This is a genomic window from Pseudomonas sp. UF-293, from assembly GCF_058245595.1.
Window position 1 is genome coordinate 100,051 of the sequence record NZ_JBSICA010000003.1, and the last position, 12,140, is coordinate 112,190.

Genomic DNA, 12,140 nt, shown 5'->3' on the forward strand with positions numbered 1-12,140 from the left:
TTTTTCATTTTCCGCCCTTATATGGATAGCAGTGCTTGCCCAATGGATGTCTGCGGGTATGCTGATGGCCTGCCGAGGAGATAGAAATGGCCTACGATTTTGATCTTTATGTGATTGGTGCCGGTTCCGGCGGTGTGCGCGCTGCGCGATTTGCCGCTGGTTTCGGGGCGAAAGTGGCGGTGGCCGAGAGTCGCTATCTGGGCGGCACCTGCGTCAACGTCGGCTGCGTGCCGAAGAAGCTTTTGGTTTACGGCGCGCATTTTGCCGAAGACTTCGAGCAGGCTTCCGGTTTCGGCTGGAATCTGGGTGAGGCGAATTTTGATTGGGCCACGCTGATCGCCAACAAGGATCGCGAGATCAATCGCCTCAACGGTATTTATCGCAATCTGCTGCTCAACAGCGGAGTGACCTTGCACGAGGCGCACGCGAAAATCGTCGGGCCGCACGAGGTAGAGGTCAATGGCGAGCGCTACACCGCCAAGAATATCCTGATCGCGACTGGCGGTTGGCCGCAGATCCCGGAAATCCCAGGGCATGAACACGCAATCGGTTCAAACGAAGCGTTCTTCCTGAAAGAGTTGCCCAAGCGCGTGCTGGTAGTTGGCGGCGGTTACATCGCCGTCGAGTTCGCCGGGATTTTCCATGGCCTTGGCGCCAACACCACGCTGCTGTATCGCGGCGATCTGTTCCTGCGCGGCTTCGACGGTTCGGTGCGCAAGCACCTGCAGGAAGAGTTGACCAAGCGCGGGCTCGATCTGCAATTCAACGCCGACATCGCACGCATCGACAAGCAGTCTGACGGCAGCTTGAAGGCGACGCTCAAGGATGGTCGCGTACTCGAAGCCGATTGCGTGTTCTACGCCACCGGCCGACGTCCGATGCTCGACAATCTGGGCCTGGAAAACACTGATGTGCAGCTCGACGACAAGGGCTTCATCAAAGTCGACGACGAGTATCAGACTACCGAGCCGTCGATTCTGGCGCTGGGCGATGTTATCGGTCGCGTGCAACTGACTCCGGTTGCACTGGCTGAGGGGATGGCCGTGGCGCGGCGTCTGTTCAAGCCCGAGCAATACCGCCCGGTGGATTATAAGATGATCCCGACCGCCGTGTTCAGTCTGCCGAACATCGGCACGGTCGGATTAAGCGAAGAAGAGGCGCGCGAATGCGGCCACGAGGTGGTGATTTTCGAGAGCCGCTTCCGGCCGATGAAGCTGACCCTGACTGACTGTCAGGAGAAAACCCTGATGAAGCTGGTGGTCGATGCCAGGACCGACAAGGTACTTGGCTGCCACATGGTCGGCCCGGACGCTGGCGAGATCGTGCAAGGTCTGGCGATTGCGTTGAAGGCGGGCGCGACCAAGCGCGACTTCGACGACACCATCGGGGTGCACCCGACGGCTGCCGAAGAGTTTGTGACCATGCGCACGCCGGTCAGCGCTTAAACATCCTTCGCTTTGGCCGAGTCTGGCGCTGCCGCAACGGTAGCCGCCAGGCGCAGGCTGTCTTCCAGGCTTGCCTGAGCCTTGAGCAATTCCTTTTCCAGTGACTGATTGAGCTGCGTCTGCTCGTCGACGCTCTGCTTGAGTGCCTGGCTTTCCAGTGTTGCCACGCGCAGACGTTCCTGGAGGAGTGTGCGCTCGCTGTCCATGCGCGTCGCCTGCTCAAGCAATTGATCCTGCCGCTGATTGCTCTGCTTGAGCTGGTCCTGCAACAAGTTCAGCTCGCGCTGGGTGCCACGGTTTTCGGTAAGCAGGCGTTCGTTGTCGCGGTGTAACTGCGTGATCTCATCCTGACGTACCAGTGCACTCTGCTGGGCTTGACGCAGTTCGGCCTGGATCTGCTGGATTTGCCCCTCATGGCGGGCCTGTTCCTGCTCGCGCTGTTCCTTGGTGGCGTTGCGGTAATGCTCCAGCGCATCACGGGCGTGCAGGTGCTTCTCTTCCAGCGAGCGAATCTGCTCGTCCTTGTCCTGCAAGCGCAATTCAAAGTCGGCCAAAGCCTGGTTGAGACCGGCGTTGCGCGTCTGTTCGGTCTGCAGCATCGAGCGGGTGTTGCTCAGCGCCTCGGATTCGCGTTGCAGGGCGGCGCCCTGAATGTCGTGGTCGTGTTCGAGTTTTTCCAGCGCCTGGCGCGTCTGTTTCAGCTCGCCTTCCAGTGCTTCACGTTGTTCCTCGAACTGTTCGCGGGCTTGCTCGATGGGCTCCTGCGCCTGTTCTTTCAGGCGCTGGGCGAGGCGAGAGACGAGGGCGGTCAGCTCATCATCGATCGGTTCTGCTGACGCTTCTGTTGGCTGTGCGCCGTCATCCAGTTCTTTCAAGTAGCGATGGATCGTGGTTTTCGAGCCGGTGTTGCCCATTTCGATGCGTACTGCATCGATGCTTGGGTGTTCGCCGCGAGCCAGGATCGCTGTGCGCGCGATTTGCACCAGTGCTTTGGTAATGCCGCCACGGGCCATGTGAACTCCTACGGTTACGTACTGTGGTACATGCCACTAAAGTACGCAGTGTACCATGCTGAAAATATAGGTAAATATTTGAAATAAAACAGGCGGGATATACTGGTATTACCCAATGTCAGGCGGCAAAATGCGCCTCTGCATGTCTGACCCAGTACGCCAGCGAGAAAACTGCCCATGAATGACATTGATCGCTATCTGCAAGCCGCCACCCGCGACAACACCCGTCGCAGCTATCGCATGGCCATCGAGCATTTCGAGGTGACGTGGGGCGGGTTTCTGCCGGCGACCGCTGACAGCATTACGCGCTATCTGGTAGAGCACGCTGGAGTGCTGTCGATCAACACCCTCAAATTGCGCCTGTCCGCGTTGGCGCAGTGGCACAACAGCCAGGGTTTTGCCGACCCGACCAAGGCGCCGGTGGTGCGCAAGGTGTTCAAGGGCATTCGTGCTTTGCATCCGGCGCAGGAAAAACAGGCCGAACCGTTGCAACTGCAGGATTTGCAGCGCGTCATCGATTGGCTGGAACAGGAAGCACAGATCGCGCGGCAAGAACAGGATCGCCCGACCCTGCTCAAGGCTTATCGGGATCGCGCGCTGATTCTGCTGGGCTTCTGGCGTGGCTTTCGCAGCGATGAGTTGTGCCGCCTGCAGATCGAGCATGTGCAGGCGAGTGCTGGCAAGGGCATCACTTTGTATTTGCCGCGCAGCAAGGGCGACCGGGAAAACCTCGGGCAGACCTATCAGGCCCCGGCGCTGCTCAAGCTGTGCCCAGTGCAGGCCTATATCGAATGGATTACAGAGGCTGCGCTGGTACGCGGCGCGGTGTTCCGCAGCATTGATCGCTGGGGCAATCTGAGCGAGGAGGGTTTGCACGCCAACAGCATCATTCCCTTGTTGCGCCAGGCCTTGCAGCGCGCCGGGATTGCCGCCGCCAACTACACCAGCCATTCGCTGCGGCGTGGCTTTGCGACATGGGCGCATCAAAGCGGCTGGGACCTGAAATCGCTGATGAGCTACGTCGGCTGGAAGGACATGAAATCCGCCATGCGCTATGTTGAGGTCAGCCCATTCCAGGGAATGGCTCGGATTATGGATAAGCCGGATCAACCGTAGAGATCGTTTTCTTCTATTAATACAGTCAGCTAATAGCGAAAACAAATCAGCAGTATCAGGTTTGCCAATGAGCCTTCCGTCGAGTGAGTGGGTAGGATTCACCCATCAACTTCATAACCCCTGACGGAGAGTCATCGATGCCTATCATCAACAGCCAAGTAAAACCGTTCAAAGCTACCGCGTTCAAAAACGGCGACTTCGTTCAAGTCTCGGATGCTGACTTGAAAGGCAAGTGGTCCGTAGTGTTCTTCTACCCAGCCGACTTCACCTTCGTGTGCCCAACCGAGCTGGAAGACCTGGCTGACAACTACGCTGAGTTCAAGAAGCTGGGCGTGGAAATCTACAGCGTTTCGACCGACACCCACTTTGCTCATGCTGCCTGGCACAACACTTCGCCAGCCATCGGCAAAATCGAATACACCATGATCGGCGACCCGACCCACGTCATCTCCCGCAACTTCGACGTACTGATCGAAGAGGCTGGTCTGGCTGACCGTGGCACCTTCGTGATCAACCCTGAAGGCCAGATCAAAATCGTTGAGCTGAACGATGGCGGCGTTGGCCGTGACGCTTCCGAGCTGCTGCGCAAGATCAAGGCTGCTCAGTACGTCGCTGCACATCCAGGCGAAGTTTGCCCGGCCAAGTGGAAAGAAGGCGAGGCCACTCTGGCTCCGTCGCTGGACCTGGTCGGCAAGATCTAAGTCTGTGACATGCAACGCAGGGCGGCACGCCGCACCTTCTTAAGTTAGCTGCACCGCCCAATAAAAATGCCCGGGCGAGATTCGCTCGGGCTTTTTTTCGCCTCAAATAAAGGAAATCGCCCGTATGTTGGACGCCAATCTTAAAGCCCAGTTGAAATCGTACCTGGAACGGGTCACCCAACCGATCGAGATCGTTGCATCCCTCGACGACGGTGCGAAATCCCGTGAAATGCTGGAACTGCTGAAAGACGTTGCCAGTCTTTCGAGCCAAATTACCCTGATCGACAGCGGTGATGATGCCCGCAAGCCATCGTTCTCGATCAACCGCCCGGGCGCTGATATCAGTCTGCGCTTTGCCGGGATTCCAATGGGGCACGAATTTACCTCGCTGGTGCTCGCCCTGCTGCAAGTCGGCGGCCACCCGTCGAAGGCCAGTGCTGAAGTCATCGAGCAGATTCGCTCGCTCAAAGGCGAGTTCAGCTTCGAGACTTACTTCTCGCTGTCGTGCCAGAACTGCCCGGACGTCGTCCAGGCGCTGAACCTGATGGCCGTGCTCAACCCGAACATCCGCCACGTCGCCATCGACGGCGCGCTGTTCCAGGACGAAGTCAACGATCGCAAGATCATGGCCGTGCCGAGCATCTACCTCAACGGCGAGAACTTCGGCCAGGGCCGCATGGGCCTTGAGGAAATCCTCGCCAAGCTCGACACCGGCGCGATTGAGCGTCAGGCCGAGAAAATCAGCGCCAAAGCGGCCTTTGATGTACTGGTCGTTGGTGGTGGCCCGGCCGGTGCTTCGGCGGCTATCTATGCCGCACGTAAAGGCATCCGCACCGGTGTCGCGGCTGAGCGTTTTGGTGGTCAGGTGCTGGATACCATGGCCATCGAGAACTTCATTTCCGTTCAGGAAACCGAAGGGCCGAAACTGGCCACGGCGCTGGAAGAGCACGTCAAGCAGTACGACGTCGACATCATGAACCTGCAACGTGCCGACAAGCTGATCCCCGGCAAAAATGGCGAGCTGCACGAAGTCCACTTCGCCAGCGGCGCGACTCTGAAAGCCAAGAGCGTGATTCTTGCGACCGGCGCACGCTGGCGCGAAATGAACGTCCCGGGCGAGCAGGAATACCGCAACAAAGGCGTGGCGTACTGCCCGCACTGTGACGGTCCATTGTTCAAGGGCAAGAGTGTTGCAGTGATCGGCGGCGGTAACTCCGGTGTTGAAGCGGCCATCGATCTGGCCGGTATCGTGTCGCACGTAACGCTGCTGGAATTCGATGTGCAACTGCGTGCCGACGCCGTGTTGCAGCGCAAACTGCACAGCCTGCCGAACGTCACCGTGATCACCAGTGCGCAAACCACTGAAGTCACCGGCAATGGCGAGAAGGTCAACGGCCTGCGCTACAAGGACCGCACCACTGAGGAATTGCGCACGGTTGAGCTGGAAGGCATCTTTGTACAGATCGGTCTGCTGCCAAACACCGATTGGCTGAAGGGCACCATCGAGCTGTCGCCGCGTGGCGAGATCATTGTCGATAATCGTGGCGAGACTTCGATCTCGGGGATCTTTGCAGCGGGCGACGTGACGACTGTGCCGTACAAGCAGATCGTGATCGCAGTGGGCGAGGGCGCCAAGGCTTCGCTGAGTGCATTCGATCATTTGATCCGGACTTCGGCACCGGCGTAATCGTCAGGTCTGAAATGAAAAAACCCATGAGCGATCATGGGTTTTTTTTGCCTGTCACAAAAGCAAATGTGGGAGCGAGCCTGCTCGCAAAAGCGTCTAATCAGCCAACATCATCGTTGAATGACATACCGCCTTCGCGAGCAGGCTCGCTCCCACAATTGGATTTATACCGTCAGTTACAGCGGCGCAGGCTGAATGATCTCGACCCAGTAGCCATCCGGATCCTTGATAAACGCCAGGCTCTTCATGCGGCCATCGGTGAGGCGCTTCTGGAAATCGCAGCCCAGCTCTTCAAAGCGTGCACACGCTGCGACGATGTCCGGCACCGAAATGCAGATGTGGCCGAAGCCGCGCGGGTCGGTGTTGCCGTTGTGATAGGCGAACTCGGCATCGTTTTCGGTGCCGTGGTTGTGGGTCAGTTCGAGAATGCCCGGGATCGACTTCATCCACTCGGTACGTGCAGCGGCATCGGTCGGGATCTGCGCTTTATCGACCAATGCGAGGAAGTACAGGCTGAACTCGGCTTCAGGGAAATCACGCTTTTCGACCAGCGAGAAACCCAGTACACGGGTGTAGAAATCCAGCGACTTGGTGATGTCCTTCACGCGCAGCATGGTGTGGTTGAACACGAAGTTGCGGGTTGCGCTGTCTGGCGTGGCAGTCACACCGGGAAAAGTGTTCAGTTCGTTGAGGCTCATGGGCCCTCCAATAACAATGGGCGAGTGATTGGACGCAATGATACGCATGCCGGCCGGCATCGCCAAATGCAACGCGGGCTTGCCCTGCGCGAGGGCGGGGCTCAGACTTTGCCTTCTGTCTACGAGTGCGTCCGGCAATGATCCGACTGTTTAAATCCGTGTTTGTTTTTTTTGCATTGTCGTCGGCTGTGGTTTGCCCTGTCATGGCCGAACCCAGCATCACTTGGCCGACGGGCTGGGAGATCGAGGCGTTGCCAGATACCGCGCCGCCAGTCTCTCGACAAAGAGCGGTGAAACACGATGCCGACGGTAATCAAGTAATGGTGATGGAGCTGACCATGACCCAAGTGGAGGCGGGGCATCAGGTCAATTTGCAAGGCGTGTTGCTGGAAATGCGCAAATCCATCCAGAAGGATTTCTTTCGTAGTGGCTATCAGAGCGTCTGCAACCGCATTCATCCGGCGGCACTGGGTTCACTGACTGGCTTGGAAACAACCTGCACGGTGACGGAAAACGGTCGACACGTTTTATCCCAAACATTGGTAGTGGCCGTAGAAACAGACAAGGCTTATGTACTTTCTTACGCCGGTCAGGCCGACGTTTATAAGGCGAGCGCCGACGACATACAGGCGGCGCGGAACAGCCTGAAACTATAAACGTTCGTACTAACTAGCGAATGCTTGATTGCCGGAAAGGATTAACCACAAAGTTGGGCCCGGTGCTCGGCGCAACATCAAGCAGCAAAATGTTTAGGTGTGATGATTCAGCAGCGTTACACAGATGTCGAACTTGTTCGATGAAAATCATTTCATTTGTTAGATATTGTCAATAAAAAAGCCCTGCATCGAGCAGGGCTTTTTATTGGCGTCAGATTAACCGCGCAACCAGGAATCAACGGTGGACGCACCGTACTGTTCTTTCCAGGCTTTCAGACCGCGATGGTTGCCGCCTTTGGTTTCGATCAGCTCGCCGGTGTGCGGATTCTGGTAAACCTTGACGACGCGAGCGCGACGGGTCTTCGGCGCTGCGGACTGCTGCAGACCGGACTTTGCCGGGTTTGGATCGAGGATGGCGATGATGTCTTTCAGGCCTTTGCCATAGGTTTTCATCAGTCCCTGGAGCTTTTCTTCGAATTCGATTTCTTTCTTGAGCCCGGCATCGTTCTTCAGCGATTCCAGCTGTTTGAGCTGTTCCTGAAGGGCCTTTTCAGCTGCGCGAAATTCAGCGAGTCTGGACAATATCTTTACTCCAATAGTGTGTTTGGCTGATACCAACCGCAAACAAAGCTATAAGCCAAGAGCCGTGAAGCGACTCGGTGATAATAGGCTCACCTGTCAGTCTGGCTCAGGTTGAAAAAATTGTAGTAGTTAATGCGACAAGAGTAAATCCTGATGTTGTCTTCATGTAACAACAATGACTTTTTGTATCAATTTGGTGCGGCTGTTCGGCGGGTCGTCCCGTGTATTTAATGAAGAGATAATGTGTCGATGAAATCAGCGGCAGGCATCGGTCTACCGTACAAGTAGCCCTGCAGAAACTTAACGTTATGCTCAGTCAGATAATCAGCCTGAGCCTGTGTTTCGACACCTTCGGCAACAATACCCAAGTCCAGTTTGGCGGACAGCTCGATGATGGAATCGAGAATATGCCTCGATAACGCGTCGATCCCGATCATGGCCACGAAGCTCTGATCGATTTTCAGAAAGTCGACATTGAAGGTGCGCAGATAACCAAGGCTTGAGTGCCCCGTACCGAAGTCGTCAATCGCGATTTTTACACCTAGCGCGTGCAACTGCTCGAAGAGCTGCAGAGTGATGTCGTTCGGCTCGATCAGCTCGCGCTCCGTCAATTCCAGCACCAGCTCCACACTGCCCGGCTCAAACGCTGCCAGAAGATCGCGACAGTCCTCAACCAGCTCCAGGTCCTGGCAATGGCTGGCTGTGATGTTGATGCCTATATGAAACGGTTTGTCGAAGGTTGCAGATTGTGCACCCAGCAGGACGGCCGTCTGTTGCATCAGGGAGCGGGTCATCGGCACGATCAAGCCCGAGTGCTCGGCAAATGGAATAAACAGATCCGGGCGCACCAGCCCCTCTTTGGGATGATTCCAGCGCATCAGTACTTCGGCGCCCGACCATCGCTTGGTGTCGGCGTGAACCACGGGCTGGAAGTACGGAATGAACTCACCGGCTTCCAGCGCGCGCAGCATTTCGTGGCTGGGGGAGGTTGAGCGTTTCTGCACGAAGTGGCCAATCGCACCGGAAACTGCGCCGAAGAAAATCAACAGGCTGAACAGGGGTGGATACTCAGCCGCCATGTAACGCCAGGTTTCACCATCGCGGTAACCAGCCGAGACGCTGAAGCCATAACGCGCGGATTCAAGCACGCTATGCGCAACCGGCAAAGCTGGCAGCGGCCCCTGATGAACTTTGCCGTCTGCGGACAGCCAGTCATTGCCCACTCGCAGCATCAGTAGTGTCTGGCGACCGATCAGACGCAGGATATTGCTCAGGTGATAACCATCAAGCGTGGTCAATGCGCCACCAGGACCGTCGCTGAGACGATAGATCAGCAATGCCGTATCGGGTGTCACGGGATTGCCATTCATCAGCCATAGTTTGCCCTGGTAGTAGTTCCCGGCATTGACAGCTTCCGTGAACTGGCCGAACAGTGAGCTGCAATAGAGATTGTTCTCCCAAACCAGATTGGTCGAGCGAACGAAAGGGCGACGGGTCACCTGTTCGCGCAAGGCCAGTTTCACTTCTTCACAGTCTCTACCCGCTAACGGCAACAGGATTCGCGCCGCCTCGGCGGTGTTGTCGAGCATCAGCTCGAACTGGCGTAAAGCTTGCTCGGCAGTTTCGGCAGCGCTTTGCTCCAGAGTTCGTTCCGCCTGCATATAGAGAATCACACTGCCCAGCACGATTGGCAGCAGACCGCTGAGCAGGGTTACGACGGTGCGGGTGCTGCGTTTGCGGCGGGATCGTGCAGTCAGTGGCATGGACACATCCTGTGGCTTCGAAATCGGGCCCCGGTCAACAACTGAGCCAGAGGGGAGAATAGATGGCAGATGGCTCTTGTGCCGTACGCAAAAAAAGGGATTTTATACAGAGGGCAGACAGGCCTGGTTACGCTGTGTAGAATCGGGTTACGCATACAATAATAATCGTCTTCTGGCAGCAGAAGCCTCGCCCGCAAGAGCCTTGGGTCGACAATGAAGATATTCGGGTTCCAACTGATCTACGGAGACTTCCTCGCCCGCAGCGTGCGTGGCATCTCCTGTGCGCCTCCCTGCACATCACTTTCCTGACAAATAACCCTGGTTAATTGATAAGAAATGATGAGGCGTCACCATGGCAGATTTATACGAAAACCCAATGGGCCTGATGGGCTTTGAGTTCATCGAGTTCGCAGCGCCGACTCCCGGCACGCTGGAGCCGATCTTCGAAATCATGGGCTTCACCAAGGTCGCGACCCACCGCTCCAAGAACGTGCACCTGTACCGTCAGGGCGCCATCAACCTGATCCTCAACAACGAACCCAACAGCGTCGCCTCGTACTTCGCTGCCGAACATGGCCCGTCCGTTTGCGGCATGGCGTTCCGCGTCAAGGATTCGCAGAAAGCCTATTCCCGCGCACTCGAACTCGGCGCTCAGCCGATCCATATCGAAACCGGTCCGATGGAACTGAACCTGCCGGCAATCAAAGGCATTGGCGGTGCCCCGCTGTACCTGATCGACCGTTTCGGCGAAGGCAGCTCGATTTACGATATCGACTTCGTGTTTATCGAAGGCGTTGATCGCAACCCGGTCGGTGCCGGCCTGAAGATCATCGACCACCTGACCCACAACGTGTATCGCGGTCGCATGGCCTACTGGGCGAACTTCTACGAGAAGCTGTTCAACTTCCGTGAAATCCGTTACTTCGATATCAAGGGCGAATACACCGGCCTGACGTCCAAAGCCATGACCGCACCGGACGGTATGATCCGTATTCCGCTCAACGAAGAGTCGTCCAAGGGCGCCGGGCAGATCGAAGAGTTCCTGATGCAGTTCAACGGCGAGGGCATCCAGCACGTTGCGTTCCTCACCGACGACCTGATCAAGACTTGGGATCAGTTGAAGAAAATCGGCATGCGCTTCATGACCGCGCCGCCGGACACTTACTACGAAATGCTCGAAGGTCGCCTGCCAAACCACGGCGAGCCGGTCGATCAGCTGCAATCGCGCGGCATCCTGCTCGACGGTGCGTCGGAGCAGGGCGACAAGCGTTTGCTGCTGCAGATCTTCTCTGAAACCCTGATGGGCCCGGTGTTCTTCGAGTTCATCCAGCGCAAGGGCGACGATGGTTTCGGCGAGGGCAACTTCAAGGCGCTGTTCGAATCGATCGAGCGTGACCAGGTGCGTCGTGGTGTACTGACCACCGAGTAATCTGAAATGAAAAAATCCCGGCCTGCAGCGATGCAGAGCCGGGATTTTTTAAGATCAAAAGATCGCAGCCTTCGGCAGCTCCTACATTTGGAATGCATTTTTCCTGTAGGAGCTGCCGAAGGCTGCGATCTTTTGCTTTTAAGAGCGGCGTTGGCGCGTCAAGTGTTTGAATCCCTCGAAAACCAGCACCACTACCGCCAGCCAGATCGGAATGTAAGTCAGCCACTCGCCCGACTTGATGCTTTCCCCCAGCAACAACGCCACCGCGAGCAACAGCACCGGTTCCACATAACTCAACAAGCCAAACAGACTGAACGGCAGCAAGCGGCTGGCGATGATGTACACCACCAGCGCGGAAGCACTGATCAGGCCGAGCAGCGGAATCAGCCACATCAGTCCCGGATATTGATCGAACACGGCCAGGCCCTGTTCGCCGCCCTGCACAAACCAGTAAGCGACCGGCAGCATCAGGGTCATGTCGACCCACAGGCCACCGAGGTTGTCGGTTTTCAGATATTTGCGCAGCACGAAGTACAACGGATAGCCGACCACGACCACCAGTGTCGCCCAGGAAAAGCCACCAACCTGATACAACTCGTTCAACACGCCGAGGCTGGCAAAAAACACTGCGATTTTTTGCAGATAAGACAAGCTCTCGCCGTAGGCAATCCGCCCGGTCAGCACCATCGCCAGGGGCAACAGGAAATAGCCCAGCGACACATCCAGGCTGTAGCCGTTGAGCGGCGCCCACATGAACAGCCACAACTGCACGCCGAGCAGGGCCGAGGAAACCAGCAGCCCGGCGATCAGCTTCGGCCTGGCCGCGATCAATCGGAACAGCTCCAGAACCCGCCGCCATTCGCCGGAAACCAGCATGAACACGGTCATGCACGGCACGGTCAGGAGCATGCGCCAGCCGAAAATTTCCACGCCGCTCAGAGGCGTCAGCAGCGACGTGTAGTAATACATGACGGCAAACAGCACCGAGGCCGAAACTGATAAAGCGATACCTTTAGACAAACTGCCCTCGCGGCGTGAAGGTTGAACGGG

The 12,140-nt window shown here is 56.9% G+C and carries 11 protein-coding genes; 6 read left to right on the top strand and 5 right to left on the bottom strand.

Annotated elements, in window-relative coordinates; genetic code table 11:
* Window positions 1-86 precede the first annotated feature (86 nt).
* Window positions 87-1,445 carry a glutathione-disulfide reductase gene (gorA, locus tag AC4IHP_RS05225; RefSeq protein WP_490831048.1) on the top strand — a complete coding sequence of 453 codons (1,359 nt, stop codon included), beginning with the start codon at window positions 87-89 and terminating at the stop codon, window positions 1,443-1,445.
* Here gorA and AC4IHP_RS05230 read toward each other — a convergent pair.
* The gene (locus tag AC4IHP_RS05230) at window positions 1,442-2,458 is read right to left on the bottom strand and encodes a DNA-binding protein (protein WP_460119512.1); all 1,017 of its coding nucleotides are present in this window, start codon (window positions 2,456-2,458) and stop codon (window positions 1,442-1,444) included. The two genes, gorA and AC4IHP_RS05230, sit on opposite strands and share 4 nt — an antisense overlap.
* 177 nt (window positions 2,459-2,635) lie before the next feature.
* On the opposite strand from AC4IHP_RS05230, the gene AC4IHP_RS05235 reads away from it, so the two are divergent.
* The 3 genes from AC4IHP_RS05235 to ahpF all read left to right on the top strand — a co-directional run bounded on the left by AC4IHP_RS05235 (window position 2,636) and on the right by ahpF (window position 5,962).
* A complete protein-coding gene (locus AC4IHP_RS05235; protein WP_460119510.1) occupies window positions 2,636-3,574 on the top strand; it encodes a site-specific integrase in 939 nt (312 codons plus the stop codon).
* 137 nt (window positions 3,575-3,711) lie between these two features.
* Window positions 3,712-4,275 (top strand): alkyl hydroperoxide reductase subunit C, encoded by a 564-nt coding sequence (gene ahpC, locus AC4IHP_RS05240; RefSeq protein ID WP_016774916.1) that lies wholly within the window; start codon window positions 3,712-3,714, stop codon window positions 4,273-4,275.
* Between the two features lie 124 nt (window positions 4,276-4,399).
* Window positions 4,400-5,962 (top strand): alkyl hydroperoxide reductase subunit F, encoded by a 1,563-nt coding sequence (gene ahpF, locus AC4IHP_RS05245; RefSeq protein WP_490831049.1) that lies wholly within the window; start codon window positions 4,400-4,402, stop codon window positions 5,960-5,962.
* Between the two features lie 176 nt (window positions 5,963-6,138).
* Here ahpF and gloA read toward each other — a convergent pair whose 3' ends face one another.
* Entirely contained in the window at window positions 6,139-6,660 is a 522-nt protein-coding gene (gloA, locus tag AC4IHP_RS05250) for a lactoylglutathione lyase (protein WP_490831050.1), read from the bottom strand.
* Between the two features lie 137 nt (window positions 6,661-6,797).
* Here gloA and AC4IHP_RS05255 point away from each other — a divergent pair, with 137 nt between their 5' ends.
* The gene (locus AC4IHP_RS05255; RefSeq protein ID WP_490831051.1) at window positions 6,798-7,316 is read left to right on the top strand and encodes a DUF4946 domain-containing protein; all 519 of its coding nucleotides are present in this window, start codon (window positions 6,798-6,800) and stop codon (window positions 7,314-7,316) included.
* A 216-nt stretch (window positions 7,317-7,532) separates the two neighbouring features.
* Here the strand turns inward: AC4IHP_RS05255 and AC4IHP_RS05260 are convergent, their stop codons facing one another.
* Together AC4IHP_RS05260 and AC4IHP_RS05265 are read right to left on the bottom strand one after the other, a co-directional pair.
* Window positions 7,533-7,898 carry a histone-like nucleoid-structuring protein, MvaT/MvaU family gene (locus AC4IHP_RS05260; protein ID WP_039762749.1) on the bottom strand — a complete coding sequence of 122 codons (366 nt, stop codon included), beginning with the start codon at window positions 7,896-7,898 and terminating at the stop codon, window positions 7,533-7,535.
* Between the two features lie 227 nt (window positions 7,899-8,125).
* A complete protein-coding gene (locus AC4IHP_RS05265; RefSeq protein WP_490831052.1) occupies window positions 8,126-9,661 on the bottom strand; it encodes an EAL domain-containing protein in 1,536 nt (511 codons plus the stop codon).
* Window positions 9,662-10,013: 352 nt separating this feature from the next.
* Between AC4IHP_RS05265 and hppD the strand changes: the two genes are divergently transcribed.
* Complete coding sequence (gene hppD / locus AC4IHP_RS05270; RefSeq protein ID WP_016774910.1) at window positions 10,014-11,090, top strand: 4-hydroxyphenylpyruvate dioxygenase; 1,077 nt, start codon at window positions 10,014-10,016, stop codon at window positions 11,088-11,090.
* A gap of 138 nt (window positions 11,091-11,228) precedes the next feature.
* On the opposite strand, the gene rarD is transcribed toward hppD, so the two are convergent.
* Window positions 11,229-12,110 carry an EamA family transporter RarD gene (gene rarD, locus AC4IHP_RS05275; RefSeq protein WP_490831053.1) on the bottom strand — a complete coding sequence of 294 codons (882 nt, stop codon included), beginning with the start codon at window positions 12,108-12,110 and terminating at the stop codon, window positions 11,229-11,231.
* Between the last annotated feature and the right edge of the window lie 30 nt (window positions 12,111-12,140).

Excerpts from the sequence above, each read along its gene's own strand:
- ahpC (WP_016774916.1), top strand. The coding sequence starts at position 3,712 with ATGCCTATCATCAACAGCCAAGTAAAACCGTTCAAAGCTACCGCGTTC.
- AC4IHP_RS05255 (WP_490831051.1), top strand. The coding sequence starts at position 6,798 with ATGATCCGACTGTTTAAATCCGTGTTTGTTTTTTTTGCATTGTCGTCG.
- gloA (WP_490831050.1), bottom strand. The coding sequence starts at position 6,660 with ATGAGCCTCAACGAACTGAACACTTTTCCCGGTGTGACTGCCACGCCA.
- AC4IHP_RS05265 (WP_490831052.1), bottom strand. The coding sequence starts at position 9,661 with ATGCCACTGACTGCACGATCCCGCCGCAAACGCAGCACCCGCACCGTC.
- ahpF (WP_490831049.1), top strand. The coding sequence starts at position 4,400 with ATGTTGGACGCCAATCTTAAAGCCCAGTTGAAATCGTACCTGGAACGG.
- hppD (WP_016774910.1), top strand. The coding sequence starts at position 10,014 with ATGGCAGATTTATACGAAAACCCAATGGGCCTGATGGGCTTTGAGTTC.
- AC4IHP_RS05235 (WP_460119510.1), top strand. The coding sequence starts at position 2,636 with ATGAATGACATTGATCGCTATCTGCAAGCCGCCACCCGCGACAACACC.
- AC4IHP_RS05230 (WP_460119512.1), bottom strand. The coding sequence starts at position 2,458 with ATGGCCCGTGGCGGCATTACCAAAGCACTGGTGCAAATCGCGCGCACA.
- gorA (WP_490831048.1), top strand. The coding sequence starts at position 87 with ATGGCCTACGATTTTGATCTTTATGTGATTGGTGCCGGTTCCGGCGGT.